Below are 26,597 nucleotides of genomic sequence, written 5' to 3'. Positions count from 1 at the left end.
TGGTGGCCCACCCTCGGGCACACCCGGTCTATCTCGTGGGTGGGGCCGAGCTGGATCGCCAGCCAGACTACCGTGCCCGGCGCGCTCGGGAGGTCCGCCCCGCCGGCCCGGCCCCGCCCGTCGGGGCGGCCGGCTCTGTCTCGGTCAGGCCCCACTCGGTGGTCGCCGACAGCGTCTCGTCGGACGCCAGGATCCGGCCGTGCAGGTCGCGCAGGCCGGGACCGGCACCGACGCCCAGTTCGTCGCGCAGCCGGCGGTCCGCCGCCCGGTACGCCGCGAGGGCGTCGGCCTGGCGGCCGGAGCGGAACAGCGCGAGCATCAGCAGCTCCGAGAGCCGCTCGCGCAGCGGGTGCTCCTCGACGAGGGCCGCGAGCTCGGCCACCGACTCGGCGCACCGGCCGCCCTCGACCTCCGCCTCCAGGCACAGCTCCAGGACGGCGAGCCGCCGCTCCTCCCACTCCCTGCGCTGGCGCTGCGCGTACGGCCCGGGCAGCCCGGGCATCGGCTCGCCGCGCCACAGCGCGAGCGCGCCCCGCAGCGCGGCGGCGGCGTCGGCGTTCCGGCCGTCGGCCCGCCGGGCCCGGCCCTCGGCCAGCAGCTCGTCGCACCGCACGGTGTCCAGGCCGCCGCTGCCGACGGCCAACAGGTACCCGCCGCCGACCGACGTGAGCGCCTCGGCCCCGAGCACCCGCCGCAGCCGGTGCACGTACGTGCGGACGACACCCGTCGCCCTGGCCGGCGGCTCGTCACCCCACAGGTCGTCGATCAGCTGCGCCCCCGACACGTGCCGGCCCGCCCGGAACAGCAGCGCCAGCAGCATGCTCTGCTGCTGCGGCGAACCGAGCGGCACCTCCGCCCCGTCCCGCCAACAGCGCAGCGGCCCGAGCACCGCGAACCGCAGCCCGCCCGAACTCCCGCCCTCGCCGACCAACCGACATCCCCTCCACCCCGCCGACAATCCCCCAGCGGCATGATACCGACCGGTATTCCCCCTGGTCAGACATCCTGCCGAGTCCCTGACGACGATCCGGGCCATGAGCCGTCAAATGGGTACGGACAGGACGGAGTGCACACCTCCACCACGGACCACAGCACCGCGGACACCTCCGGCACCGATAGCCGCCAGGAGGTCCCGCACCACCGGACATCCATCGGCCAACTCTTTGCTCCCCTCCGCTCGAACAGCAGAAGGCGCACGACGGAACTCCGGCATCGGCCTGAGAGCCATGACGGCGTGTCCCGCGCAACGCGTTGATCACGGTTCGAACCCTGCCGACGCGAAGCGATGGTCGAACCGACTGACTCTGGGTAACAATGGCGAACTCACAGTGAGCCAGGGGAGGGACCAGTGGCCCAGCGCCGCGCGAACAGTTGGCAGGCCGATCAACAGCGACGGCAACAGGCCGCACAGCGGGAGTTCTTGCGGCAGCAGCGCGAAGTCGCTCGCATGGAGCGCGCCGCCGAGGCTGACCGCAAGCGGCAGGAGCGCGAGCGGCACCAAGCTCACCTCGATCGTCAAGCGAAACTCGCCGCCGACCGCACCATGCAGGTCGAGAAGGAGATCGACCAGCTCCGACGACTCCTCCAGGACTCGCTCACCGTCGACCTCCCCGTCTCGCTCCGACAACTCCGACGCACCCACAAGCCCCAGCGTTTCGACCCTTCTCCCTGGCCCGGCCCCGGACCGGCACCTCGCTGGGAGGACTACGCGCCGGCGCAGCCGGGCGCTCTGGCGAAGATCTTCGGCGGAGGACGCCGGTACGAGGAACAGCTGGCCCAGGCGCAGCACCGGTTCAGTGAAGCCGAAGGCAGCCACCAACGACTCGGCAGGGACCACGACAGCCGTCTCCAGCAACGGCGCGCCGAACACCAATCCGAGCAGAACCGCCAGGCAGCGGCCGTCCAGAAGTTCAATGACGAGCTCGAAGGCAGGTTCATCGGGTACCGGGCAGGCGACCCCACACATGTCGAGTGGTTCCTGGATCAGGTACTCGATGCATCCAGCTATCCCAAGAAATTCCCCAGGCACCACCGAGTCGCGTTCCGGGCCACCGACGCCAGTGCCCTGGTCGAGATTCGCCTGCCCAGCGAGGACATCGTGCCGGCGGAGCGTGGCTTCACCCACGTGAAGTCACGCGATGAGGTGAAAACTCTGCCGCGCCCCGAGAAGGAGCGCAAGGAGCTCTACGCATCCGTGCTGGCACAGTGCGCCCTCAGGGCCGTCCATGAGATCTTCGCGCACGACCGCGACGGGGTCGTCGACAGCGTGGTTCTCAACGGGCACGTCACGACGGTGGATCGGGCCACGGGGCAGCAGGTCTCACCCTGCCTGATCACGCTGAGCACGGACCGGGAGCAGTTCGACAAGCTCCTGCTCAGCCAGGTCGACCCCACGGCTTGCCTGAAGTATCTCAACGCGATCGTCTCGCCGAACCCCTACGATCTGGAACCGGTGCGTCCGATCGTGGAGTTCGACCTGACGAAGTACCGCCTGATGGACAGCCTTGACGTCGTGTCCGGTCTCGACAGCCGACCGGTCCTGACCCAACTGACTCCGACGGAGTTCGAGCACCTGGTGCGTCAGCTCTTCGAAGCCATCGGCCTGGAGGCGTGGAACACTCAGGCGTCGAAGGACGAGGGCGTGGACGCGGTCGCCATCAGCAAGGATCCGATCTTCAACGGCGAGTGCATCATCCAGGCCAAGCGCTACACGAAGCTCGTGGGTGTCGAGTCGGTGCAAGCACTTGCCGGGGTCGTGGAGCACAAGCGCGCCGCCAAGGGTGTTCTGATCACGACCTCGTGGTTCGGCCGAGCCAGTCACACGTTCGCCGCTGCCCACGGCCGACTACAGCTGATCGAGGGGGCGGAATTGGTCTACCTCATCAAGGAGCATCTCGGTAAAGACGTGATCGCCGGGCCCGTTCCTCCGAAGCGGAGATCGAGCCGGTAGGCGCACCGGAGGTCCGGCCCGGCTGCCGGAACCCGATCGCGCCCGGCGGTGATCGACGCCTTCGGGGAGTGGCCTGCGGGCCGTATGCTTCGGCCCGGGAGGACGACGTGACCCGTGACTCGAAGAAGCGGCGGTCGGGGCTGACGGCGTGGTTGTCCACGCTCGATGCGGGGCGGTTGCATCACGTGCTGCTGTGCCGGCCCGATGGCGGTGTTGTTCCGGAGCCCCGGGCCCTCGGGGAGTTGGCCGACCGGTTGCAACGGGCCGGGTCGGTGGCGCTGGCGCTCCGGCGGGTCTCCCTGCCCTGTCTCCAGGTGGCCGAGGCCTTGGCGGCGCTGGGTGAGGGCGCCGCGCGGGATGAGCTCGCGTGCCTGCTCGGTGCCGAGCCCGCCGAACTGGACACGTACTTGGCCGTGTTGGCCGATCACGCGCTCGTCTGGCCGGACCGCCGTGGCGCGCTACACCAGCCGGCGGCGCTGCGGACGGCCTGGCAGGCACCGCTCGGTCTCGAACCTCCGCTCGCGAACCTGCTGCCCGGTCTGACCTCCGAGCACCTGCGCGGGATGCTGACGGCGCTCGGCCTCAGGCCTCCGAGCACGCGGGCCCGGCGCGAGGCCGTCCTGCTGGAGAAGTTCGGCTCCCCGGAGTGGATCGTCGAGCTCGTGGCCACGGCGCCCGGGCCGACGCGGGAGCTGCTGGAGCAGCGGGCCCTCGGCACGTCGGTGGAATTGCCGCCCGCCGCGCCGAAGGCCGTCCGCTGGGCGGCCGACCGGGGGCTGCTGGTGCAGGGCCGCTCCGAGTACACGCCCCCGCGCATGCCCGCCGAGGTGACGCGCGCCTTGCGCGGGCCGGACTGGCGCGCCCCATTCGACCCCGCTCCGCCCGTGCCCGCCCTGATGTCGGTGTCGGCCGCCGAGGTGGACCGGGAGACCGCGTCCGCCGCCGGGGTGTTCGGCGGGCACGCGGCGGCCGTGCTGGCGGAGTGCGCGGCGCGGCCGCCGGCGGTGCTCAAGTCCGGTGGGGTCGGGGCGCGCGAGCTCGCGCGGGTCGGCAGGGCGCTCCGCTGCGACGAGGCCCCGCTGCGGCTGGTGCTGGAGACCGCCCGGGGTGCCGGGCTCGTGACCACCGACGGCGACCGCGTGCTGGTGACCGAGGCGTACAACTCCTGGGCCGAACTCGAACCGGCGGATCAGGTGGCGGAGTTGGTGCACGCCTGGTGGCGATTGCCGTACTCTCCCAGCCTCTCCCGCGACGAGGACGGCAAGGTGCTCCCGGCCTTGGGACGGGCCCACGTGTACGGCGGCTGTGTCCAGGCCCGCCACGGGCTGCTGGCCGCGCTCGGCGGCCTCCCGGCCGGCCAGGGCGTGGGCGACGCCGCCGCCTTGGCGCCACTCGTCTCGTGGCACCGCCCGTTCGCCGAGCAACTGCCCGAGGACGCGACACCGTTCGCCACGCTCGTCCGCGAGGCGACTCTGCTCGGTGTCCTCGCCCGGGGCGCGCTCTCACCCCTGGGCGCCGCGCTGGCGGCCGGAGGTCTCGAACAACTCGCCGACGAGACCCACCGGCTGCTGCCTCCGGCGGTCCACACGGTGCGCATCGGCTCCGATCTCACCGCGGTCGCGACCGGCGCACCGTCGGCCCGGCTCACCGTTCTCCTCGATTCCCTGGCCGACCGGGAGGCCAGGGGGACGGCCTCGGTGTGGCGCTTCAGCACCGACAGCCTGCGCCGGGCGTTCGACGCCGGGCGGGACGCGAAGGCGATCGACGCCGATCTCACGGCCGCCGCCGACGGCCCCCTCCCCCAGGCCCTCACCTACCTCATCGCCGACACCGCACGCCGCCACGGCGGCATCCGCGTGGCAGCGGCCGCCTGCGTCGTCCACGGCCTGGAGCCGGGGCTGCTGGCCGAGATCGCGGCACACCGGAAGCTCGCCGCCCTGGGCCTGCGACAGTTGGCGCCGACCGTGCTCATCGGCAGGGCCACCGTCGCCCAGACGCTGGCCGCACTGCGGGCCAACGGGTACGCGCCCGTGGCCGAGGCCGCCGACGGCACGGTCCGAATCGAGCGGACGCCAGCCCGGCGCGCCGTGTCCCTCCCCCGCCCCCGGGGACGCACGGGCCCGTCCGGCGGCGGCGCTCCGACGGACCTCCGCGCCCTCGCGTCCAGACTGGTGGACGCCCCGCCGGAGCCCGCAGCGCCCGACCCCGACCGCGGTGTCCCCTACGACACCGACACCGAGGAGATCCTCGCCTTCGCGGCCAGGCAGCTCACGCTGACCGACGTCCGCCAGCTCGCGCACGCGGTCCACACCGGTGACGTCGTCACGATCGAGTACGTCGACGGCGATGGCGCCCGCACCGTCCGCCCGCTCAGCGGGCTCGAACTCGATCCTCCGTACCTGTACGCCTGGTGCCATCTGCGCTCCGACAACCGGGTGTTCGCGCTCTCCCGCATCCGCGCCGTGGCGCCGACGTAACCCCGCCGCGCACCGTCCGCCCGCTCGGCGAGCTCGAAGAAAGTCGAGGAAATCCTCCTCCGCCTGTCACAAACCTCCTCCGGGCCGGGTCGGGTCAGTGAAGGCGCCGAACACGGCCCGTACAGCCCGGGAGGAACACGACGATGGAGAAGACGATGGAGAGCACGCCGGTGGCGCCGCGACCGATCACCGCCGAGGTCCCGCTGCGGCCGCGCCTGGCGACGGATCCCGGGGTACTCGTGCCCGAGCTGGCGGAGGTGTCGGCGGCGCTGTTCAGGGCCACCGGCAACCGGTCGGTGCCGCGGACGACGATCAGCCTGGTGCAGCTGCGCGCCGGGCAGATCGTCGGCAGCACCTACCTGACCGTGCTGCACACGGGATTCCTGCGCAAGGCCGGGGAGACGGAGGAGCGGATCGACTCGGTGGCGGCCTGGTGGGACTCGCCGTACTTCACCCCGGCCGAGCGGGCCGCGCTCGCGCTGGTGGAGGCGGTGCTCCAGCCGGCCGCTCGGGGCCGTGAGCGGGTGCCGGACGAGCTGTACGCCGAGGTGGCCGCCCACTACGACGAGAAGGCGCTCACGACGCTGACGCTGGCGATCGGGCAGGTCAACTTCTTCGTGGCGATCGCCCTGGTCGCCAAGCCCGTCCCCGGGCGGTCGTTCTCCGAGCCCTGGGCGTGACGGCTCCCGGCCCGATCCGAAGGACACGCCCTAACGGAGCACCAGGTCGGGCGTGCCGCGGACCGCGTACACCGGGAGGCGGGCGGCGTCCAGGACGGCCGGGGGGAGGCTGAGGCCGAAGTGGCGTTCCACGGCGCCGAGGGTGCGGCGGTGGACGGCGGGCAGGGGCTCGCCAGCGGGTGTGGCGCGGGTGATGCCGTCGGGGTGGAGGACGCCGGCGGCGACGAGGACGGGGAGCAGGAGGTCCGGTTGGCTGCCCCAGCGCCAGCGCTCCTCGGCGAGGCCGAACCCGCACAGGACGGCGCCGTCGCGGGCGTAGTCGAGCAGGGCCGGCGGGTGTTCTGCCATGGGGCGGTAGTGGACGACCTCGACGCCGTCGCGCGCTATCTCGGTGAGCAGGTCGGCACCGGTGGAGTCGCCGTACTCGATCGCGAAGGACCAGCCGCCGCAGACCCCGACGCGGACCACGCCGTCGCCGTCCTCGCCGGGGCGGTAGGTCTCGATGTCGAGGTCCCACACCTCGGCGCCGCTGACCGGACCGGCGGCGCCGCGCACGTCCGCGCCCATCCGCCGGGCCACCTCCTCCGGCGGGATCCCGCGCGCGAACAGGACGCCGCTGAGCCGGTCATCGCCCTCGGCGAGCCACCGGATGCCGTCGCTCATGACGCCCTCCCCCCGTTTCGCACCGACCCGCCCTGGTCGGGCTTCCGGACGGCACCCTAGCGCGCCCCACCGACAATGGGACCTCCCCGGGGGCGACGGGGCCCGCAGGGGCGGAACGGCACGGCTCCCGCGCCGGGTTGACCGGTGCGGGAGCCGCCGACGGCAGCCACGCCTACGGCAGCTTCACCGCGCCCTTGAGCGCGTCGACGGCCCCGAAGACCATCGCACTCGCGCTGCCCAGCATGCCGAACAGCGGGGCGCCGGCCTGCGCGAGAGGAGCGGCGGGGGCGGCGGGCGCGGCTGCGGGCCCGGCGGCGGCGGGGGCGGCGGCAGTGGCGGCGCCGGCCACCGGCGTGGTGGCGGCGAGGAGCGCGGAGGCTCCGAGGAGGACGGCGACGGTGCGGCGCATGGGGTTCCTTCCGGTCCGAACGGCGAGTTGCGGCTCCGACGGTAGGGCGCGCCCGCCCGCGCCTCCGGCCGTTCCACGACAGCTCACCCGGTCGAGTGATCCCGGTGTTCGGGCCCGGGAGGGCCGGGCCTGTCAGCGGTCGGCGCGCACCCACGTCCGCGTGAGGGCGCACCGCGCGGCCCGGGGGCGCCGCCGCGGCGCGTGCCGGACGGGCCGCACACCCCCCGAAAGGGTCAACCCGATCACGGCCGCCACCCGAACGGCCGATACCCCGAGTGGTACGGGCGCGAAGCGCGCGCCCGCCGCCCATTCGGGAGGACACCGCATGAAGCTTCGGGCAATCGCGCCGGCCGCGGGCCTGTTGACGGTCGCGCTCGCCGCCGCCGGCACGGGCTGGGTCGCGGAGGCCGCCCCCGCCACCGACAACGCGCCCGCACGGGACAGCGCCGTCCGGTCGGTCGAGGGGTATCAGCTGGTGCGGCTCGACAACGCGAACGTGCCCAGCTTCCAGCGGCGGACGGTCTCCTGCCCGGCCGGTGAGAAGGCGCTCGGCGGCGGCGCGGAGGCCCGCGGCGACGAGGCGGTCCTGGTCGGCAGCTTCCCGGCCGACGACGGCAGCGGCTGGATCGGCCTCGGCCGCCGACCGGGTGCGGGCGACGTCGGCATCAGCGTCTTCGTGATCTGCGCCAAGGCCTGACCGCCCCTCCACAGACACAGGGGTGGAGCCGGGCGCTCGGCTCCACCCCTGTCCGGGAACCGTCAGGCCGCGGCGTCCGGGGTCTTCCCGTCCTGCGCCTGCTGCGAGCGCGCGGCGAACATCCGGGTGATCCGGTTGACCACCTCGACGTTCGGGGCGGACGGGTTCTCCGGGCAGTAGGAGATCCTCAGGACGTTGCTGCCGGACTTGACGAGGAGTTCCACGCACTGGCCCTCCATGAAGACCGAGGACCGCTCGCCGGCCTTCGGAGCGGCCATCGGCGGCTTCTCGGGCAGGCCGTCACTGATGCCGTAGGCGACGTCGTACATCTTGTCGCCCCACTCCGGGCTGGGGCCCGCCATGAGCTGGAACTCCACCTGGGTCTTGCCGTCGTCGGCGTGGAAGCGCGAGTCGCCCCTCCCGACTATCTGCTCGCACAGGCTCACCTGTGCGGGCGGGACGCCGTCGCCGCCGCAGTCGCCCTTGGGCACCGCGGAAGGCGCCTTCTCCTGGGTCCAGCCGTCCGGCACGGCGTGCAGGTCGGGCATGACGGCCTTCACCTGGTCCAGGTTGGCCAGCGGCTTCGGACCGTCCGGGCCGGTGCCGAGGTAGAGACCGAGCCCGGTCAGCGTGCCGATCACACCGAGCACGACGACCCCGCCGGTCACCGCCCAGGCGCGGCTGCGCCGGGCGGACGTCCCCTGGACCGTTCCGGGGCTGTACGCGGGCCAGTTGGCGTCGCCGCCGCCCTGCCACGCCGGAGCCGCCTGGGGCATCGGAGCCCCGGCCATGGGCGGCGGCGCGGTCATGGCGACGGAGAGCCGGGCGCGCAGGTTGGCCGCCAGGCCCGGGTCGCCGGCGAGCAGTTGGCCCACCGCGAGCGCCAGGTCCCACTGGGCCTGCTGGTCGCCGGGACGGGCCTCCACCCGCCCGAGGGCGTGCGCCCACTGCGGCCACTGCCGCAGCGACTCCCGCACGCGCGCGAGCGCCTCGCCGCCGAGCGCGGCCCCTGCCGCGCCGACCGTGTGCGACGCGGTCTGCACCAGCGCCTCGACCACCATGGCGACGAGATCGGACCCGTCCCCCGCTGTCATCGAACCCCCCGATCGGAAAAGAAGACGGTGACACTCTGACACCAACCGAGCGATCATGCACAATTCCGCCCCGACGGAGACCGAACCGCAATGCCGCAGGCCGGGACAGGGCGCCGTCGCCCGAATATCGTCGCGGACGGTTACCCGGGACGGGCCGGCTCGTTCTCCAGCCGGAAGCCCCGCACGCCGAAGCCGCACCGCACCGCCGCACCACCCGCACCGCACAGCCACACCGCACAGCCACACCGCACCACCCGTACCCCCGCACCACCCCCACACCGCCTCCGCTCCGCCCCACCGCCGAAACCGACCGAGAAAAAACGATTCTGCTCCCCTGAAGACAGCCCGAGACGCCCCGAGACGCCCCGGAACACCCCGGGGAAGAGAACAGGAAGAGCCCATGAGCGAGCACGACTTGCCCGGCGCCCCGCAGGAGAACGCCTGCGCCGGCGACGAGTTGGCGCTGTACATCGACCTGGAGGCGGTCGCCTGCCCCGGCCTCCTCGTCTCCCTGCCCGCCCGGCTGCGCTACCGCCGGGAGGACCCCTACGCGGTGAGCCTCGACACCCACATCGACCTCGACGAGCCGATCACCTGGATCTTCGCCCGCGAACTCCTCGCCACCGGCCTCACCGGCTGGGCCGGCCTCGGCGACGTCACCGTCCACCGCGGCACCGGGCCCGCCGCCGCGACGCTCTTCATCGCGCTCAGCGCCGACGACACGACGGCCGTCCTGCGCGCGCCCGCCGCCCTCGTCCAGACCTTCCTCACCGCGACCGAGCACGTCGTGCCGTACGGCACCGAGACGGTCCACCTCGACGTCGACGACCTGATCCTGCGCCTGTTCGAGACCGAGGAGCCGCCGCTCATCTGACGGACCCCGCCGTCCGGATGCCGGAACGCCGGGTCCGCCGGGTCCCCCGCGAGGCAGGATGGCGGTCGAAAATCAACATTTTGTGGAAGGCGCTGCCGTCCACCGCCCTTCACCCGGAGCTCCCGCATGCCCAGACCCCCGTCCGCCACCACCACCAGGCCGCATCCGCTGCACGTGCTGAGGGCCACCGCCTTCGCCATCGCGGCCCTGCTCCTCCTGGTCGGGACCGGGGTCCTGCTGCACCAGCCGCTGCTCATCCCGCCGCTGGCCGCCAGCGCCGCGCTCGTCCACGGCGCGCCCGGGCTGCCGATCTCGCAGCCCCGCAACCTCGTCGGCGGCCAGCTGGTCTCCGCGCTGATCGGGTACGCCACGCTCGCCGTCACCGGCAGCAACGGGTGGGGCGCCGCGGTGGCCGCCGGGATCTCGCTCGGCGTGATGCTGCTCACGCACCTCTCGCACTCGCCGGCCGCCGCCACCGCCGTCATCGTGGTGCTCCAGGCGCCGCACCCGCTGCCGTTCCTGCCGCTGCTCGCGCTGGCCACCGTCCTGCTGGTCGCGATCGGCCTGCTCCCGGGCCGGATCGGCGGCCACCCGGTGCGCTACCCCGTCGCCTGGTGGGCCGTTCCCCGGTGAGCCGCCGGGCCCGGAGGGCGGGCCTCAGGCGCCCACGTACGCCGCGAGGTGCTCCCCGGTGACGGTGTGCCGCTTGGCCACCAGCTCGGCCGGGGTGCCCTCGAAGACGACCCGCCCGCCGTCGTGGCCGGCGCCCGGACCGAGGTCGACGATCCAGTCCGCGTGCGCCATGACCGCCTGGTGGTGCTCGACGACGATGACCGACTTGCCCGCGTCGACCAGGCGGTCGAGCAGGCCGAGCAGTTGCTCGACATCGGCCAGGTGCAGGCCGGTCGTCGGCTCGTCGAGGACGTAGACGCCGCCCTTGTCGCCCATGTGCGTCGCGAGCTTGAGGCGCTGGCGCTCGCCGCCGGACAGCGTGGTGAGCGGCTGGCCGAGGCTCAGGTAGCCGAGGCCGACGTCCACGAGCCGGCTCACGATCGCGTGCGCGGCCGGGATGCGGGCCTCGCCCTCGCGGAAGAACTCCTCGGCCTCGGTCACCGGCATCGCCAGCACCTCGCTGATGTCGCGCCCGCCGAGGCGGTACTCCAGCACCGACGCCTGGTAGCGCTTGCCCTCGCAGTCCTCGCAGACGCTCGCCACGCCGGCCATCATCGCCAGGTCCGTGTAGACCACGCCCGCGCCGTTGCAGGTCGGGCACGCGCCCTCGGAGTTGGCGCTGAACAGGGCCGGCTTCACGCCGTTGGCCTTGGCGAAGGCCTTGCGGACCGGTTCCAGCAGACCGGTGTACGTCGCCGGGTTGCTGCGCCGGGAGCCGCGGATCGCGCCCTGGTCGACGGAGATCACGCCCTCGCCCGGCGCCCCCGACGATCGTGGCAGCGAGCCGTGCACGAGCGAGCTCTTGCCGGAGCCGGCCACGCCCGTGACGACGGCGAGCACCCCGAGCGGGATGTCCACGTCGACGTTCCGCAGGTTGTGGGTGGAGGCGCCGCGGATCGCCAGCTTCCCGGTCGGCGTGCGCACCGTCTCCTTGACCCTCGCCCGGTCGTCGAGGTGGCGTCCGGTGATCGTGCCGCCCGCCCGCAGGCCCTCGACCGTCCCCTCGAAGCAGACCGTGCCGCCGCCGCTGCCCGCGCCCGGACCGAGGTCGACGACGTGGTCGGCGATCGCGATCGTCTCCGGCTTGTGCTCGACGACGAGCACCGTGTTGCCCTTGTCGCGCAGCCGCAGCAGCAGCCCGTTCATCCGCTGGATGTCGTGCGGGTGCAGGCCCACGGTGGGCTCGTCGAAGACGTACGTGACGTCGGTGAGCGAGGAGCCGAGGTGGCGGACCATCTTGACGCGCTGCGCCTCGCCACCGGACAGCGTCCCGGAGGGGCGGTCGAGCGAGAGGTAGCCGAGACCGATCTCGACGAACGAGTCGAGCGCCTCCCCGAGGCTCGTGAGCAGCGGCGCCACCGAGGGCTGGTCGAGCCCGCGCACCCACGCGGCCAGGTCGCTGATCTGCATGGCGCACGCGTCGGCGATGCTGGTCTTCCCGATCCTCGACGAGCGGGCCGCCTCGGTCAGCCGGGTGCCGTCGCAGTCGGGGCAGGTGCTGAAGGCGACCGCGCGGTCCACGAAGGCCCGGATGTGCGGCTGCATCGCCTCCTTGTCCTTGGCGAGGTAGGACTTCTGGATCCGCGGGATCAGGCCCTCGTAGGTCATGTTGATGCCCGCGATCTTCATCCGGACCGGCTCGCGGTACAGGAAGTCGTGCAGTTCCTTCTTCGTGTACTTGCGGATCGGCTTGTCCGGGTCGTAGAAGCCGGACTCGCTGTAGAGCCGGTAGTTCCAGCCGCCCGGCGTGTAGCCGGGGATGGTGAGCGCGCCCTCGGCGAGCGACTTGGCGTCGTCGAAGAGCTGGGCGAGGTCGATGTCGGAGACGCTCCCGCGGCCCTCGCAGTGCGGGCACATGCCGCCCGTGATGCTGAACGAACGGCGCTCCTTCACGGTCCTGCCGCCGCGCTCCACGGTGACGGCGCCGGCACCGCTGACCGAGGGGACGTTGAACGAGTACGCCTTGGGCGAGCCGATGTGCGGCTCGCCGAGCCGGCTGAACAGGATGCGCAGCATCGCGTTGGCGTCGGTCGCGGTGCCGACGGTGGAGCGCGGGTCGGCGCCCATCCGCTGCTGGTCGACGATGATCGCGGTGGTCAGCCCGTCGAGGACGTCGACGTCGGGGCGCGACAGCGACGGCATGAAGCCCTGGACGAAGGCGCTGTAGGTCTCGTTGATCAGCCGCTGCGACTCGGCGGCGATGGTGTCGAACACCAGCGAGCTCTTGCCCGAGCCGGAGACGCCGGTGAACACCGTCAGCCGGCGCTTGGGGATCTCGACGCTGACGTCCTTGAGGTTGTTCTCGCGCGCGCCGAGCACGCGGATCATGTCGTGGCTGTCGGCGTCGTGCGGCACCGGCGCGGGCGCGCCCGTCCTCTTGGCCATGGTCGTCGTCTCTCCGGTTCTGTGCGGGCGGGCCCGCCCGGTGCGGTCGTTCCATCCAACCGCACCGGGCGGGCGGGGGCGCGGCGCTCGGCTTCCCGAGCCGCGGCTACGCGAGCTCGTTGATGCGGATCAGGTTGCCCGCCGGGTCGCGGAAGGCGCAGTCGCGGACGCCGTAGGGCTGCTTCGTCGGCTCCTGGACGAGCTCGGCGCCGCCGGCCGCCAGTCGGTCGAAGACGCCGTCGAGGTCGGCGGAGGCGAGGGTGAGACGGGCGTAGGTGCCCTTGGCCATCATCTCGGTGACGGTGCGGCGCTCGTCCTCCGTGACGCCGGGGTCCATGGCCGGGGGCTCCAGGACGACGGACGTGCCGGGGGTGCCGGCCGGGCCGACGGTGATCCAGCGCATCCTGCCCTGGCCGACGTCGTTGCGGACCTCGAAGCCGAGCAGGTCGCGGTAGAACGCGAGGGAGGCGTCGGGGTCGGTGTGGGGGAGGAAGGTCCAGTGGATGCTGAGGTCGTTGGTCTCCATGTCCACGAGGCTAGGCGCGGGCCCTGGGCCGGGGCTTCTCGAATCCTGACCGGTCTCGCACGCACCTCGGCCGGAGCGGTAAGCGATCGGTAAGAGGCCGCTGCCTACGGTCGAAACACACACCCGCATGGGGGGACGGCCGGGTCCGCGCAGGGGACGGACCCGGCCGCGGGTGTGTACTCGTCGCGGACGGTTCACCCGTCGTGCGAGAGCGCGTCCGCGTCGCCGTTCGCCGGTCCCTCGCCCAGCTCCCGGGCCTCGCGCCGCACCCGCTCGGCGGGCGCGTCCAGCCCCGCCGCCTCGTACGCGCGCCCGAGCGCCCGCAGCGCCTCGGCGAGGAACGAGCGCCAGCCCCGGGCCCGCCAGAACAGGACGGACTCCTCCAGGTGCGCGACGGCCGCGTCGTGCCGCCCCTCCGCGAGGTCCAACTCGCCCAGGATGCCCAGGGCCTGGGCGAGGTGGTGGCCCAGCTCGAAGCGCCGCGCGATGGCCAGCGCCGCCTCCGCCGTCTCCCTCGCGCGGGCGTCGCCGGTCGCCGCGTGGAGCGTGGCCAGGTAGAGCAGGGAGAACGCCTCCGCGTAGCCGTCGCCGAGCGAGCGGGCCATCGCGAGCGAGCTCGTCAGCAGGTTGCGCCCGTGCTCGACGTCGCCGGCGCGGCCGTGGGCGGCGCCGAGGAACTGGATCGCGGTGGCCTCGAAGCGGACGTTGCCGATCATGCGCGCCAGGCGCAGCGTCTCGGTGAGGTGCTCGATGGTGCGGGCGAGGTCCGTCTCGCCGTGGGCGACGGCGATGATCTGGTGCGCCTTGGCCACCCCGCCGGGGTGGTCGTGGGCGGCGGCGAGGTCCAGTGCGCGGCGGGCGGCGTCCAGCGCGTCACGGGCGCGCCCCTGGGCGACCAGGCTCCAGGCGAGCAGGACGAGGGCGTCGGCGGCGCCGCGCGGCTCGCCGACCTGCTCGAACAGGTCGAGCAGCTGCCGCGCGCGGCCGTCCAGGGCGACCATCGTCTCGGTGCCGTCGGCGGGCGTCGCCCAGGTGGTGACCTCGACCAGGCCGCGGGTGAGCACGGCCGTGCCGACGAGGTCGCCGGCCGCCTTGCAGGCCTGGAGGACGACGAGGTTGGTGGTGCGCCAGTCGTCGTAGAGGCCGCGGACGTCGCAGTACTTCTCCTGGCAGGCGGCGAGGTCCCAGGCGGTCGGGACGAGGCGCAGCGCGGCGGCCTGGCGGGCGCAGGCGTTGAGGGCGGGCTGCTCGACGTCGAACCAGGCGAGCGGGTCGTCGAGCAGCCGGGCGGCGGGGCCGTCGGGCAGCGGGCGGCGCGGGGCGGGGCCGTGGATGGCGGCGAAGCAGGGGCCCGGTACCTGGTCGGCGGCCTGTTCGGCGAGCCAGAGCCAGGCGCCGAAGGCCCGTTCGAGGGCGTCGGCGCGGTCGGCGGGGGTGTCGGTGGCGTGGGCGTGCTCGCGGGCGTAGAGCCGGACGAGGTCGTGGAAGCGGTAGCGCAGGTGGGGTTCGGTGCCGGTCTCCTGGAGGAGCTGGGCGTCGATGAGCTCCTCCAGCTGCCGCTCGGCCTCCTCCAGCGGGACGTCGGCGAGCGCGGCGGCGGCCCAGGGGGCGAAGTCGGCCGCGTCGAGCAGGCCGAGCAGGCGGAAGGTGCGGCGGGTCGGCTCGGACAGCCGGGTGTAGCCGACGGCGAAGCCCGCGCGAACGGCGAGGTCGCCGGCCGCGAGCTCGTCGAGGCGGCGGCGCTCGTCGCGCAGCAGCTCGGCGAGGCGGGCGAGGCTCCAGCGCGGGCGCGCGGCCAGGCGGGCGCCGGCGATGCGGACGGCGAGCGGCATGCCGCCGCACAGGTCGGCGATCTGGCCGGCGGCGACGGGTTCGGCGGCGACCCTGGCGTCGCCGACGATGTGGCGCAGCAGCGTCTCGGCGTGGGCGGGGCCGAACCCGCCGAGGTCGACGAGCCGGGCGCCGGGCAGGGCGGTGAGGACGGCGCGGCTGGTGACGAGGGCGTTGCTGTGCTGCTGTTCGGTGGTGCTTCCGGGCAGCAGGGGCCTGAGCTGGGCCTCCCCGGCGGCGTTGTCCAGGACGACGAGCACCCGGCGGCCGGCGAGCAGGGTGCGGTAGAGGGCGGCGCGTTCGTCGAGGGACTCGGGGATCTCCCGGGCGTCGGCGCCGAGGGCGCGCAGGAAGGCGGCGAGGACGCGGGCCGGGTCGGCCGGTTCGTCGTCGGCTCCGCGCAGGTCGGCGTAGAGCCGGCCGTCGGGGTAGTCGGCGGCGGCGCGGTGGGCGGCGTGGACGGCCAGGGCGGTCTTGCCGATGCCGCCCATGCCCGAGACCACCGGCACGCGGCCGTCGGCGAGGGAGGTGAGGACGAACCGCAGGTGCTCCTCGCGGCCGGTGAAGTCCGGGAGGTCGGACGGGAGTTGGCTCGGTGCGTGGACCGGTCGGGCGCCGTCGTGGTCGCGGGCCAGCAGGGCGAGGAAGACGCTCTGGACCTGCTCGCCCGGCTCGATCCCGAGCTCCTCGGCCAGCCGCCGGCGCAGCGTCTGGAAGCGGCGCAGCGCCTCGGCGGGGCGGCCGTCGGCGGCGAGCAGTTCGAGGAGGGCGGCCTGCACGGGCTCGTCGAAGGGGTACTCCTCGGCGAGCGCCGTCACGGCCGGGAGGGCGCAGCCGGGGGCGGCGGTCCCGGCGAGGGCGAGGGCGGTGGAGCGGACGGCCTCCTCGACCGCCGTCACCAGCGGGTCCTCGCGGTTGACCCGGTCCAGCCCGGCCAGCACCGGGCCGCGGCGCAGGTCGAGCGCGGCGGCCCGGTCCCCGTCGGCGGCCAGCAGCCGGAAGCGCCCGAGGTCGACGGCCTCCGGGCGGACGGCGAGCCGGTAGCCCTCGCCGTCGGAGTCCAGCACCACGGCGTCGTCCCCGAAGGTCCCGAGCCACCCGCGCAGCCGGGACACCCCGGTGTGCACGGCGCCGCGCCCGACCCGGTCGGCCTGCCCGGCCCACACGAGCTCCAGCAGCCGCCCGGCCGACAGCCGCTCGCCCTCGGCGAGCAGCAGCGCCCCCAGCAGCCCGCGCAGCACCCCCGCCCGGGGCAGCGCCTGCGGCTCCGCGTCCACGGCGACCACCAGCGGACCCAGCACCCCGAACGTCATGCCCATCGGCTCCAGCCCCTCACGCTCACGCCCCGTGCAGCCCCCGCCCACGTGATCATGACACTGGTGCGGACACCGAGCAACGGGCCCGGCCACCGTATCGGCCCGGCCGGTTCAGAGGCAGGTCCAGCAGTACAGCCGCTCGTCGGCCGCCCGGGCGCGCCGCGCGAGCCCGACCAGTTCGCCGACCACCGGGCACAGGCTCTCGGCGGAGGCGCCGTGCAGTTCCTCCGCCTGCGCCCAGCGGGCGGCGACCGCCGGGACGTCGGCGTCCGGCACCGCGGCGAGGGTGTCGCGGGTGTCGGTGTCGAGCTGGAACACCCACGGGCCCGTCATCCACGGATCGTCCTCGTCCACGGGCCCCTCCGGTCCGGGCGGCGGAGTGGTCGGCCACACCGGTGCATCGCCCACGAGGTCGACGGCCCACGGCACTTGGCGGACGGCGGCGACCAGCTGCCCCAGCACGACGACCGGATCCAGCCCCTTGGCCTCGACCCCGTCGAAGGCCGGTCGCGGCCCAAGGAGCGGCGATCCCCCGTCGGCCGCCTCCAGCACCCGCCGGACCACCGCCGCGTCCGCCGCACGGAAGTAGTCGGTCAACACACCCATCGTCCTCGCCCCCCGCGACGTCTTGCGCTCCGCAGGGAAGTAGACCAGACCCCACCGACAGCCCTACCGGGGATCCTGCCGCTCCTCGGAGAAACCGGCCGGGACGGGCGTGGCCGCGCGCCACAGCAGGCCCGGGTCAAGCGCGTACTCGGTGGAGTGCGCCAGCGGATGGAGCCGCCGGTGGCCGGGGACGGGAATCTCGGTCAACCGGCCATCCCGGATCATCCAGAGCCCGAAGCAGTCGTCCTCCTCGTCACGGATCAGCACCTGGACGCTCTCCGGCGCCTTCCACGGCAGCGACTCCAAGTGACGCAGCAACCCCGTCCGCTGCCCCATCCGGTCGAACTCGGCGACCCACGCCTCGACAGAAGGTGGGCAGCGGCGCGAAGCAGCCGCACCAACTGCGGGAGTCGTCCGGCCGACACAGCGGCGCCATCGCCTCGCCGTCCCACGGGGCCAGCACGAGGACCTGCGCGATTCTGGTCATGCGGCAGTATCGGCGCACAACACACCTGCGGAGCAACCGAATTCGAGCGGAAGCGGGGGACGAAGCACAGGAAGTCGGCCCGCCCGACTTCCCGCGCTCATGGGCTTCGTCGGCTTCCCAGCCCCTCGCCAACCGTGCAGGAGGTGAGGGGCTGGGCGCTGCATTCAGGAACGGGCCTGCTCGATCGCCTCGAAGATGTCCGCGTCGGTCTCCTGCTGCCAGGACGGCAGGTCGACCCAGTCGGCGACATAGCCCGGCTTCGGGTTCTCAATGTGCTTGTGGATCTGGGCGATCCAGCAAGTCGCGACGAAACGGCCCTTCTGCTCCCGGGTCAGCTTGGACGTGTTCCCGCCGCTCACGCTGATGAAGTCACGGACCTGGCCGAACACGGCGGCGGCGCACTCGCGCTCCCACTCGGGGGTCTCGTCCCACGGGGCGACGTAACCGGCCTTCGGTTCGCCCGGGTAGTGCTTGGACACGCCCGCGATCCACGCCTCGCGGAAGATTCGTCCGTCAGCCGACATGCGTCACTCCTTCGTCAGACGGCGCCGTCAAGCGCCGAGATCTGCTGATGCAGTGCTGAAGCCCGCCTATCGGCCATGAGCGGGAGGAGGCGGCGCCAAGACGCGCTTGCGCGCCTGGCGGGCGTTTCCCTCGGCCAGGTAGGCGTTCCAGGCGCCGGTGTCGGTGGGTGCGGGCCTCACGTTGTGCGCACCACGGGGCGGAGGAGGTCGAGGACGTGAGTCCAGTCGTAATTGTCGTGGCCGCCACCGGACTTGGGCTTGTGGGGCACATAGTTGCCGAGCAGGACGCCCATAGACCCCAGCCGGCCCAGGCTCTCCGCGTACGCCGGGTGGGCGGCCTGGGCAGAGTTGACGTACGGCTGCACGGCCACGGGGATCCCTAGCCCGTACGCCTCGCACAGAATGCCGAGCGCGAGCGTGTCGGAGATGCCGGCGGCCCACTTGTTGATCGTGTTGAACGTGGCGGGGGCCACCGCGATGGCATCGGCCGGCGGCAGCGGCTGCGGGACGCTCGGCGTGCGCCACGCGGAGCGGACCGGGTAGCCGGTCTGGGCTTCGATAGCTTCCCGGTCTATGAAGCCGAGCCCGTTAGGGGTCGCGATCACTCCCACTCCCCAACCCTCGACATGGGCAGCGGTGATCAGCTCGCCGACCCCGTCGGCGATGCCCGAGGCGCACACGACGATGTAGAGGAACGGCTCGCGGTGCTCGACCACTTCACGCCCCCGGGTCCGTGGTGGCCATCAGGCTCGACGGCTTTCGTCGGTCTTCAGCCCGTCGATCGGCACCCACTCGTGTTCCAGGATCGAGTAGGTGATCGAGTCGCGCCATGCGCCGTGGACAAAGACGTGATCACGGATTCGGCCGTCCTCCGTCATCCCGGCGCGCAGCAGGGTGCGGGCAGAGGCCTCGTTGAGGGGCGCGCGGGCCGCCCAGATGCGGTGCAGGCCGAGGACGTTGAAGCCGAGGGCGCACAGCAGGTGGACGGTCTCGGTGCCGAGGCCCTTGCCCCACTCGGCAGGGTGGAGGGCGAAGCCGATGGTGGCGGCCTGCTGCGGCTCGGTCGCAAGACGCGCGTAGCCGATCAGCCGGTGCTCGTCGCGATGGGTGACGGCGAGGCAGTACTCGATGCGTGGGACGGCGCTCGCCGAGTCGATGGACCTGGTGGTGATCGCCTCGACCTGGTCACGGGTGCGGGGTTCGAAACTGAGGTGCTTGGTGGACTCGGGGTCTCCGTAGATGGCCAAGAGGTCGTCGGTGTCGCCGGGTTCGACTTCGCGCAGTGCCAGACGAGGGCCGGCCAGATGGAGTGGGGTCATGGCTGCGGAGCCTAGCCGCCGGTTCACCGGACGAGGACCGAGGTCGGGGTGGCGGTGAATGCCTCGATCTCTTGCCTCAGGTCGACGCCGACGATGCCGTTTCGGCGGGCACCGGCGTTCAGCGCGGCGTGGGCTCGCTGAGCACTACTGACGATGCCGAAGTTCCGTTGCTCGATGGGGAGGTCGAGCACTGGGCGCACAGCCTCGGCTGCGCCCTCGACTTCACCGCGGGCGATGCGGGCGAGGGCGAGGTCGGTCTGCGCGCCGGCCTCGTCGCCGAATGCCCACTCCTCCTCGGAAGCGTCCTGGTAGGCGGCGACGGCGGTTACGGACTGGGTCTCGCCGAGGACGGCGTCCTCGCCGAGTTGCACGGTGGCCTCGGCGACGTAGTAGAGCTGGCGGGGCACCGGAAAGGTCATGATGCCGCCGAAGTCGTCGAGATCGTCAAGTTCGACGGCATCGCGGGCGTTCTCGGCCTGCCGGATGGCGGTGCGGGTGGCCTCGCCGTCTCCGAGGAGGGAATGGGCGCGGGCGGAGAGACAGGCCAGCCAGATACTGGTGGTGCCGCGAACGTCGCCCGCCGCGTTCTGACCGAGGGCGGCGTAGTCGACGGCCTCGCCGGGACGACCCGCCCAGTAGGAGATGAGCGACTGGAGCGAGCGGACCCAGGCGCGCATGGCGTGGTGATCGGCGTTGTCGGCGCACACGAAGGCGGTGCGAGCCTGCATCATCGCGGCGCTCGGGTTGCCCAGGTCGTGGCTGGCCTTGGCCAGCATGCCGGAGGTGATACTGGCCAGCAGGTACAGCTCGCGGGCCTGCGCGGGCTTGGCCCGGCCGTGCTCGAGGAGTTGGAAGGTGAGGTCCTGGACCTCGACCAGATCTCCGAGCAGGGCCGGCAGTGCCAGCTTCGGGTACGCGACGGTAAGGCGCCGCACCTCGTCGTGGATCTGCCCCAGGGTCTCCGGGCCGATGCTGCTGCCCTCCGCCATCGCGGCGAACCGAAGTGCACGACGAGCCGCCATCACGACCTGCCTTTCCATTTCCGTGGTGCCCGCATCGGAGCGGGTCTCGCTGTTGGGCGGGCCTCCGGCAAGTGGCGCCGTTGCCTTCTCGGGCGGGAGGCAGGCAGGCCCCAGTCGTGACGGCGGGACGGCGAGGGTGCCGGCGGTTGCGGGCGCGACCGCAGAGCCGGTTGGTGCGGGAGCGAGGAGCTGGTCGACACAGACGCCGAACATGGCCTCCAGCACTCGGCATTGGTCCGGGTAGGGGCGAGTTTTCACCGCGCCTCCGTACCAGCGCTCGAACTGCCGCTTGGAGACCGACAGGCCACGAAGTCTGGGGTCGTTCTCCTGCTCGGCGACCGAGTTCGCCATCGCCTCGAACCGGAGTCGGAAGGTCTCATAGACCTGCCAGTGTCGTTGCAGCGTCAAGACCCGTAAGAGTGTCGGGGTTTCAGCCACTGCGGATCCTCTCCGTCCCCATTCGTCTGTTCTGACGATAGCCGTGGCCAGTGGACCGGAAACCCCGTTCGGAGGTGCGACAGGGTGAGATGACGGCAGCCATGACGGTGGTCATGACGCATGACGTCGTCGGCCACGTAGCGAGCCCCCGGTGATGACGTCGTCATGGCGGTGGCGACGTCGTATCCATGCCTACCTGGTGGCCAACATGCTGAACTCGACTTCGCATTCCGTGTGCAGTCGACGGCGAAGCGTGACGTTTGGTGGCTTGCCGTGTCAGCCGCAAGCCCGGTCCAGGGCCAGGAGAAGGAACCGATGTACGACACCACGGCTGGACACACTGCGGAGAACCGTCGCCTGGCGGATAACGGGATGAGCGCGACCGCCGAAGACGGCCCCGCCGCTCGCGCCAGGCGGCGTCCGGGGCTGACGATCCGCACGTTCAGGGTTGCTCAGGATGGCACTCGCTATGACGACTCCGGCGTGATCACCGCAAACCCGGATCCAGACGAATACGTCGCTCGGATCGAGATCTGGCCTGACTGCGCCTGCCCGCAGCATCGGGCCGGCACCTCCGGCTCGGCGCGGCTGCCCGTCTCGTAGGCAGCAGGACCGTGTTCGAGCCCGACTGCGGGACCTATGTCGTCAGAGTCTGGACCGCCTGTGCTGTGTCCGCAGCAGCCTTGTTCCACCTGGCCGCCATCGCCGTGCTCCTGGCCATGCGCACCCACTGAACTCCCGCCCGTGCCGCTGAGTAAGCGGCACGGGCGGGCTCCCACATCGCCAAGCCGAGAAGAGTTCTGTCATGTCCACCCCGCAGCCTCAGCCGCCTCCGCCGAAGCCGGACAGCCAGCCGTCGCCCCGGCCGCCGGAGCGGTAGCCAACTGACGTTCGTGATCAATCCATCGATAGCAAGGGAGAACCCCATGGGTTGGGGAACCGACAAGAGCAGTGGCGGCAAGCACGGGGGCAAGAAGGACCCCGGCACGGACAAGCCGTCCCCGGACGGCTCGCGGCCGGCACCCGCTCCGAAGCACAAGAAGGACGACGAGAAGAAGTGACGAACTTCGTGCATCGACCGGAGCAGGCCGTCGTTCGCGGGCTGCTCCGGGGCGTCGAAGATGAACTCGGCGGGGCCGTTCCTCCTGAGTGGCGGGAAGCGATCAAGGCCGTGCCCCGGCATCGGTTCCTTCCGGAACGAATCTGGCTGGAGGACGGGGAGGGCGGCTACGCGGCCTGTGAGCTCCGCCAGGATCCCGACCGGTGGTTCACGGCGGCGTATTCCGATGTTCCCGTCGTGACCCAGGTCAACGATGGAGCGGAGCCGGACGATCCGGACGATGTCTGGCCGTCTTCGTCCGCCTCGGCGCCGTCGATCGTGGTCAGGATGCTTCGTGACCTTGAGGTCAGGCCCGAGATGAGTGTCCTGGAGGTTGGGACCGGGACCGGGTGGAATGCCGCTTTGCTGGCGCACCGGCTCGGGACTGGCCGTGTGTCCTCGGTGGAGGTCGATCACGAGGTGGCCAGGCACGCCTGCGCCTCGCTGAATGCGGCGGGCTTGGCCGTCGACGTCCTCTGCGGGGACGGGGCTCGCGGGTGGAGGCTCCGACAGCCGTTCGACCGGGTCATCTCGACCTGCTCGGTGCGCCGAGTGCCGACGGCTTGGATCGAGCAGACCGCGCCCGGCGGCATCATCCTCACACCCTGGGACAACCCCATGCTCTGTTGGGGGCTGCTCAAGCTCACGGTGGCAAACGGTCGGGCGTGCGGGCGGTTCAGTCCGCACTCCGCCTTCATGCTGATGCGCGGGCAGCGTCGCGACCTGCGCATCTTCCGTGACGTTGTCCGCGACGACCACGTGCCCGACGAGTCCCGTACCTCGCTGGAGCCCGACCGTGTGGCCGGGGACGACTGGGAGGCTCGCTTCGCGCTCGGGCTGAAACTGGGCGACGTCTGGACGGCCTGGGATCACACCCGGCTCTGGGTGGCGACCACGGACGCCCTGTCCTGGGCGGCGGTGGATCCCTTCGAGGTCTGGCAGTACGGGCCCCGCCGCCTCTGGCACGAGGTCGAGGCCGCGTACCGGTGGTGGGAGCAGCACGGCCAACCGGGGCCGGATCGCTTCGGGTTGACGGTCACCGGGCCCGACCAGTGGGTCTGGCTGGACCGGCCGACGAATCCGGTTCGGGCCCTGCCATAGCTGACGCGGTCAGTGCGCCTCCAGGTTGCAAGTCATCCGTTCCAGGACGCTCACCGCCGTGCGGTACTCGTCCGGCGTGATTCCGGTCGTGGAGAGTTCGCGGAACGTGGCGACCCGCTCCTCGACGGCGGCGAGCCGGTCGCGGCCCGACGGGGTGAGGGTGAGGCGGCCGGGGGCCGGGCGGGTCGTCCAGCCGTCGGCGAGGACGGCCTCGATGGCGGCCGCCCTCGCCGGGGCGTCGGCGTTCGCGGCGAGGACGGTGTGGACGTTCGCGTCCAGCGCCTCCGAGTTGTCCCGGACGACGTTGAGCACCTGCCACGCCGTCCGGGTGAGGCCGAAGTCGGCGAGCATGGCGTTCATGTGGGCGGTCAGCGCCTTGTCGGTGCGGTTCAGCCAGTAGCCGATGGGCTTCATGGTGTGGGTCACTCCCCCGGTGCGGTGAAGGCGGACGCGTTCTCGACGGCCCACTGGCGGAAGGTCCTGGCGGGCGTGCCGAGCAGGGTCTCGGTGGTGTCGGCGATGGTGGCGGGGCGCACGGAGGCCTCGGCCCAGAAGGCGAGCAGCGAGCCGATCAGCGGGGCGGGCATGAAGCGGCTCATCTGTTCCTCGGCCTTGGTGCGAGAGATGGTCTCGACGGTGATCCGGCGGTCCAGCACCTCGGACAGGACGGCGAGTTGCTCGCGGAAGGTCAGCGCCTGGGCGCCGGTGAGGGTGACGGCGTGGCCACGCAGGACGGTGCCGGTCAGCGCCTCGACCGCGACGTCGGCGATGTCCTCGGGGTGGATCGGCGCCAACGACGCCTCGGGGTAGGCGAGTTCGACCGGCAGGCCGCGGCCGATCGGGTGCGCCCAGGCGAACGCGTTGGTGGCGAAGGCGTCCGGGCGCAGGAACGTGCAGGCCAGGCCGCTCGCGGCGAGGGCGCGCTCGACGCCGAGGTTGTGCGAGCCGAGCGGGTCGGTCGCGGCGCCGGGCGCGAGGACCGACGAGGACGAGAGCAGCACGACGTGCTCGACGCCGGCCCCGCGGGCGGCCTCGGTGAAGGCGTCGATGCCGGCGGGTTCGGGGTAGAGGAAGACCTGGCGCACGCCGTCGAGCGCGGCGGCGAAGGTCTCCGGCCGGCCGAGGACGAGCTCGGCGGTGTCGACGCCGGCCGGGACGGACAGGTCGGCGGGCCGGGCGCTGGCGGCGCGGACCGGCAGGCCGGCAGCGTGCAGGCGGTCGAGGACGGCGCGGGCGACCTTGCCGCGGGCGCCGGTGACGAGGACGGTCATGGGTGGTTCCCCCATTACATGATGATGCACAGCTCCTTGCTGCGGCACATATGTATGCTTGCATGCATGCATTTGCGCGTCAACATGTGGCTGCTGCTGAGCATGGACCTTAGGATGGCCGCCATGACGACGAACGAGCCGGACCACCGCACGGCCGAGGACCTCCTGAACGCCGTGGGCCCGGCCTTCGGCAAACTGCGCCGCACCTCGCTCCTGGAGGTCGAGAACCCCATCTCGGCCAAGGACCTGAGCCGCACCCTGGTCCTCAACCTCGTCGAGCAGCACACCCGCGACGCCGCGGCCGAGATCACCGTCGGCGCGGTCGCCGAACTCCTCGGCGTGGACCCGTCCGTCGCGAGCCGCATGGTCGGCGACAGCATCAAGGCGGGCTACCTGACCCGCGCCGCCTCGCAGCAGGACGGCCGCCGCACGGTCCTCCACCTCAGCCCGGCCGGCACCGAGCTGATCGCCCGGCTGCGCCGCCACCAGCGCGACGCGTACGACTACATCACCGCCGACTGGGCCGAGCGCGACCGGCTCGAATTCGCCCGGCTGATGCTCAAGTACGTCGACTCCCTCGACCGGCTGGCCGAGCGGAAGGTCACTGGGTAGCGCGCCCCGAGGGCAGCAGCTCGGCGATGTCGCGCGGGAGGACGGCGGCCAGCTTGTCCATCAGGTCCGGCGCGAGCGCCGCGTCCAGGACCTCCAGGACGGCGGCGGCCTCGCGGATGCCGCCGTCCTCTCCGGTGCCGGCCCGGCCGGCGATCCGGCCGGCGAAGACGGGCAGGCCGAAGCGCTCCCCGGAGGCGTGGGCGCGGCCCTCCTCGTCGGCCTCCCGGGCCGCCTCCCGAACGGCGGCGGCGAGCTCGGGCGGCAGCTGGGCGGCCACGTGCACGGCGAGCCCGGAGGGCAGGCGCTCGCCGAGGGTGAGCAGGACGGCCTTGGTGGCGCGCTCGGCGGCGGCCCGGTCGGGGAGCCCGGCGAGGTCCCGGACGGTGGCGATGATCTCGTCGTACTTCATGGCCGAGTCCCCTTCCGCAGGCGGGCGAGGCCCCCTCTGTGAGGCTACGCCGCCGGGCCAGAGCCCGCTACGACGGGACGACGGGCAGGCGGCGCTTGTGCTCGGTGCGGCGGTAGTGGCCGACCACCGTGCGGAACACCTCCTCGCTGACCGGGCGCCCCTCCAGGAAGTCGTCCAGGGCGTCGTAGCCGACGCCGAGGGCGTCCTCGTCGGGCTTGCCGGGCGCGAGCGTCTCCAGGTCGGCGGTGGGCACCTTGTGGACGAGCTCCGCCGGTGCGCCCAGCAGCTCGGCCAGTTCCCGGACCTGACGCTTCGTCAGGCCGGACAGCGGCATGATGTCGGCCGCGCCGTCGCCGAACTTGGTGAAGAAGCCGGTGACGGCCTCCGCCGCGTGGTCCGTGCCGATCACGACCCCGTCGGACGCGCCGGCGGCGGCGTACTGGGCGATCATCCGCTGCCGGGCCTTGGTGTTGCCGCGGACGAAGTCCTCGTGGGCGCGGTCCCGGAAGGTCAGGCCGGCCGCCGCCAGGGCGTCCATCGCGCCGTCCGTGGCCGGCTTGATGTCCACGGTGAGGACCCGGTCGGGCCGGATGAAGTCCAGCGCGAGCTGGGCGTCCGCCTCGTCGGCCTGCACGCCGTGGGGCAGCCGCATCGCCCAGAACGACGCCTCGTGGCCCTCGGCGCGCAGCCGCTCGGCGGCGAGCTGGCACAGCCGTCCGGTGGTCGTGGAGTCCACACCGCCGCTGATGCCGAGGACGAGCGTGCGGGCGCCGGCCGCGCGCACCTGCTCCGCGAGGAAGGCGACCCGGCGCTCGGCCTCCTGCTCGGCGCTCGGGACGGGGGCGACGCCCAGGGCGCGGGCGATCTCCCGCTGGACGTCGGCGGGCAGGGGTTCGGACATGATGGGACTCCTCGGACCTCGGACGTGCTTCCGGGAGCCAGCTTGATCGCCACGGCGGCCGCCGCCAAGGGATTCCACCTCGATGGAATACGGGTCACAGCGGCCGGGCGGCGGAACACGGGCCACAGCGGCCCGGCGGCCTCAGAGGGCGTTCGATACTGATTTAGGCTTCCGCAGGCGATTTCGGGCGGAGGTATTGCCCGACTTTGTCGGGGCTGGCGGTCAGGCGAGTGGT

At 72.7% G+C, this 26,597-nt stretch carries 27 protein-coding genes and 1 pseudogene; 10 read left to right on the top strand and 18 right to left on the bottom strand.

The features are described from left to right. Window positions 1-67 precede the first annotated feature (67 nt). A complete protein-coding gene (locus tag ACFV4F_RS35780; RefSeq protein ID WP_380509007.1) occupies window positions 68-931 on the bottom strand; it encodes a BTAD domain-containing putative transcriptional regulator in 864 nt (287 codons plus the stop codon). Window positions 932-1,348: 417 nt separating this feature from the next. Between ACFV4F_RS35780 and ACFV4F_RS35775 the strand changes: the two genes are divergently transcribed. The 3 genes from ACFV4F_RS35775 (at window position 1,349) to ACFV4F_RS35765 (ending at window position 6,107) form a co-directional block, all read left to right on the top strand. Next, window positions 1,349-2,950, top strand: a complete 1,602-nt coding sequence (locus ACFV4F_RS35775) for a restriction endonuclease (protein WP_380509004.1) — start codon at window positions 1,349-1,351, stop codon at window positions 2,948-2,950. A 107-nt stretch (window positions 2,951-3,057) separates the two neighbouring features. Beyond that, a complete protein-coding gene (locus tag ACFV4F_RS35770) occupies window positions 3,058-5,427 on the top strand; it encodes a helicase-associated domain-containing protein (protein WP_380509001.1) in 2,370 nt (789 codons plus the stop codon). 143 nt (window positions 5,428-5,570) lie between these two features. After that, window positions 5,571-6,107, top strand: a complete 537-nt coding sequence (locus ACFV4F_RS35765) for a carboxymuconolactone decarboxylase family protein (RefSeq protein WP_380508998.1) — start codon at window positions 5,571-5,573, stop codon at window positions 6,105-6,107. Window positions 6,108-6,137: 30 nt separating this feature from the next. On the opposite strand, the gene ACFV4F_RS35760 is transcribed toward ACFV4F_RS35765, so the two are convergent. Together ACFV4F_RS35760 and ACFV4F_RS35755 are read right to left on the bottom strand one after the other, a co-directional pair. Next, window positions 6,138-6,770, bottom strand: coding sequence for a DUF6461 domain-containing protein (locus tag ACFV4F_RS35760; RefSeq protein WP_380508995.1), 633 nt, complete (start codon window positions 6,768-6,770; stop codon window positions 6,138-6,140). A 172-nt stretch (window positions 6,771-6,942) separates the two neighbouring features. Continuing rightward, complete coding sequence (locus tag ACFV4F_RS35755) at window positions 6,943-7,179, bottom strand: hypothetical protein (protein ID WP_380508993.1); 237 nt, start codon at window positions 7,177-7,179, stop codon at window positions 6,943-6,945. Window positions 7,180-7,504: 325 nt separating this feature from the next. On the opposite strand from ACFV4F_RS35755, the gene ACFV4F_RS35750 reads away from it, so the two are divergent. Next, a complete protein-coding gene (locus tag ACFV4F_RS35750; protein ID WP_380508990.1) occupies window positions 7,505-7,876 on the top strand; it encodes a hypothetical protein in 372 nt (123 codons plus the stop codon). Between the two features lie 62 nt (window positions 7,877-7,938). Here the strand turns inward: ACFV4F_RS35750 and ACFV4F_RS35745 are convergent, their stop codons facing one another. Then, window positions 7,939-8,970: a hypothetical protein gene (locus ACFV4F_RS35745; protein ID WP_380446321.1), complete on the bottom strand. Its 1,032-nt coding sequence runs from the start codon at window positions 8,968-8,970 to the stop codon at window positions 7,939-7,941. A gap of 400 nt (window positions 8,971-9,370) precedes the next feature. Between ACFV4F_RS35745 and ACFV4F_RS35740 the strand changes: the two genes are divergently transcribed. Further along, window positions 9,371-9,844, top strand: coding sequence for an SsgA family sporulation/cell division regulator (locus tag ACFV4F_RS35740; RefSeq protein WP_380446322.1), 474 nt, complete (start codon window positions 9,371-9,373; stop codon window positions 9,842-9,844). A 126-nt stretch (window positions 9,845-9,970) separates the two neighbouring features. Continuing rightward, the gene (locus tag ACFV4F_RS35735; protein ID WP_380508987.1) at window positions 9,971-10,477 is read left to right on the top strand and encodes an HPP family protein; all 507 of its coding nucleotides are present in this window, start codon (window positions 9,971-9,973) and stop codon (window positions 10,475-10,477) included. Window positions 10,478-10,501: 24 nt separating this feature from the next. On the opposite strand, the gene ACFV4F_RS35730 is transcribed toward ACFV4F_RS35735, so the two are convergent. The 10 genes and pseudogenes from ACFV4F_RS35730 to ACFV4F_RS35685 all read right to left on the bottom strand — a co-directional run bounded on the left by ACFV4F_RS35730 (window position 10,502) and on the right by ACFV4F_RS35685 (window position 20,939). Beyond that, the gene (locus ACFV4F_RS35730) at window positions 10,502-12,901 is read right to left on the bottom strand and encodes an excinuclease ABC subunit UvrA (RefSeq protein ID WP_380508984.1); all 2,400 of its coding nucleotides are present in this window, start codon (window positions 12,899-12,901) and stop codon (window positions 10,502-10,504) included. 106 nt (window positions 12,902-13,007) lie between these two features. After that, window positions 13,008-13,427 carry a VOC family protein gene (locus ACFV4F_RS35725; RefSeq protein WP_380508981.1) on the bottom strand — a complete coding sequence of 140 codons (420 nt, stop codon included), beginning with the start codon at window positions 13,425-13,427 and terminating at the stop codon, window positions 13,008-13,010. A gap of 194 nt (window positions 13,428-13,621) precedes the next feature. After that, window positions 13,622-16,576 carry an ATP-binding protein gene (locus ACFV4F_RS35720; RefSeq protein WP_380508978.1) on the bottom strand — a complete coding sequence of 985 codons (2,955 nt, stop codon included), beginning with the start codon at window positions 16,574-16,576 and terminating at the stop codon, window positions 13,622-13,624. A 108-nt stretch (window positions 16,577-16,684) separates the two neighbouring features. Further along, on the bottom strand, window positions 16,685-17,179 hold the full coding sequence (locus ACFV4F_RS35715) for a hypothetical protein (protein WP_380508976.1): 495 nt from the start codon (window positions 17,177-17,179) through the stop codon (window positions 16,685-16,687). A gap of 63 nt (window positions 17,180-17,242) precedes the next feature. Then, window positions 17,243-17,485, bottom strand: a complete 243-nt coding sequence (locus ACFV4F_RS35710) for a hypothetical protein (protein WP_380508973.1) — start codon at window positions 17,483-17,485, stop codon at window positions 17,243-17,245. Window positions 17,486-17,830: 345 nt separating this feature from the next. Beyond that, the gene (locus ACFV4F_RS35705; protein ID WP_363653377.1) at window positions 17,831-18,190 is read right to left on the bottom strand and encodes a hypothetical protein; all 360 of its coding nucleotides are present in this window, start codon (window positions 18,188-18,190) and stop codon (window positions 17,831-17,833) included. Between the two features lie 93 nt (window positions 18,191-18,283). Next, a pseudogene (locus ACFV4F_RS35700) lies at window positions 18,284-18,370 on the bottom strand (NUDIX hydrolase); the annotation flags it as partial. After that, window positions 18,367-18,906, bottom strand: a complete 540-nt coding sequence (locus tag ACFV4F_RS35695; RefSeq protein WP_380508970.1) for a flavoprotein — start codon at window positions 18,904-18,906, stop codon at window positions 18,367-18,369. The pseudogene ACFV4F_RS35700 and the gene ACFV4F_RS35695, both read right to left, overlap by 4 nt. Before the next feature lie 27 nt (window positions 18,907-18,933). After that, window positions 18,934-19,509 carry a GNAT family N-acetyltransferase gene (locus tag ACFV4F_RS35690; RefSeq protein ID WP_380508967.1) on the bottom strand — a complete coding sequence of 192 codons (576 nt, stop codon included), beginning with the start codon at window positions 19,507-19,509 and terminating at the stop codon, window positions 18,934-18,936. Window positions 19,510-19,532: 23 nt separating this feature from the next. Further along, complete coding sequence (locus ACFV4F_RS35685; protein ID WP_380508964.1) at window positions 19,533-20,939, bottom strand: hypothetical protein; 1,407 nt, start codon at window positions 20,937-20,939, stop codon at window positions 19,533-19,535. A 345-nt stretch (window positions 20,940-21,284) separates the two neighbouring features. On the opposite strand from ACFV4F_RS35685, the gene ACFV4F_RS35680 reads away from it, so the two are divergent. The 3 genes from ACFV4F_RS35680 to ACFV4F_RS35670 all read left to right on the top strand — a co-directional run bounded on the left by ACFV4F_RS35680 (window position 21,285) and on the right by ACFV4F_RS35670 (window position 23,169). Continuing rightward, entirely contained in the window at window positions 21,285-21,572 is a 288-nt protein-coding gene (locus ACFV4F_RS35680; protein WP_380446331.1) for a hypothetical protein, read from the top strand. A 323-nt stretch (window positions 21,573-21,895) separates the two neighbouring features. Further along, on the top strand, window positions 21,896-22,030 hold the full coding sequence (locus tag ACFV4F_RS35675) for a hypothetical protein (RefSeq protein ID WP_380446332.1): 135 nt from the start codon (window positions 21,896-21,898) through the stop codon (window positions 22,028-22,030). Beyond that, window positions 22,027-23,169, top strand: a complete 1,143-nt coding sequence (locus tag ACFV4F_RS35670) for a methyltransferase domain-containing protein (RefSeq protein WP_380508961.1) — start codon at window positions 22,027-22,029, stop codon at window positions 23,167-23,169. The genes ACFV4F_RS35675 and ACFV4F_RS35670 overlap by 4 nt, the downstream gene beginning before the upstream one ends. 9 nt (window positions 23,170-23,178) lie before the next feature. On the opposite strand, the gene ACFV4F_RS35665 is transcribed toward ACFV4F_RS35670, so the two are convergent. Continuing rightward, the gene (locus ACFV4F_RS35665; RefSeq protein ID WP_380508959.1) at window positions 23,179-23,583 is read right to left on the bottom strand and encodes a MarR family transcriptional regulator; all 405 of its coding nucleotides are present in this window, start codon (window positions 23,581-23,583) and stop codon (window positions 23,179-23,181) included. 8 nt (window positions 23,584-23,591) lie between these two features. After that, complete coding sequence (locus tag ACFV4F_RS35660) at window positions 23,592-24,440, bottom strand: NAD(P)H-binding protein (RefSeq protein ID WP_380508956.1); 849 nt, start codon at window positions 24,438-24,440, stop codon at window positions 23,592-23,594. Window positions 24,441-24,506: 66 nt separating this feature from the next. Between ACFV4F_RS35660 and ACFV4F_RS35655 the strand changes: the two genes are divergently transcribed. Then, entirely contained in the window at window positions 24,507-25,052 is a 546-nt protein-coding gene (locus ACFV4F_RS35655) for a MarR family winged helix-turn-helix transcriptional regulator (protein WP_380446336.1), read from the top strand. Here ACFV4F_RS35655 and ACFV4F_RS35650 read toward each other — a convergent pair. Both ACFV4F_RS35650 and nadE read right to left on the bottom strand, forming a co-directional pair. After that, complete coding sequence (locus ACFV4F_RS35650) at window positions 25,042-25,461, bottom strand: DUF2267 domain-containing protein (RefSeq protein ID WP_380446337.1); 420 nt, start codon at window positions 25,459-25,461, stop codon at window positions 25,042-25,044. The two genes, ACFV4F_RS35655 and ACFV4F_RS35650, sit on opposite strands and share 11 nt — an antisense overlap. A gap of 67 nt (window positions 25,462-25,528) precedes the next feature. Next, window positions 25,529-26,362 (bottom strand): ammonia-dependent NAD(+) synthetase, encoded by an 834-nt coding sequence (nadE, locus tag ACFV4F_RS35645; protein ID WP_380446338.1) that lies wholly within the window; start codon window positions 26,360-26,362, stop codon window positions 25,529-25,531. Window positions 26,363-26,597 lie beyond the last annotated feature (235 nt).

This window comes from Kitasatospora sp. NPDC059722 (genome assembly GCF_042733235.1).
In the GTDB taxonomy this organism is placed as follows: domain Bacteria; phylum Actinomycetota; class Actinomycetes; order Streptomycetales; family Streptomycetaceae; genus Kitasatospora.
This window is presented reverse-complemented; position numbering and strand designations above follow the sequence as displayed.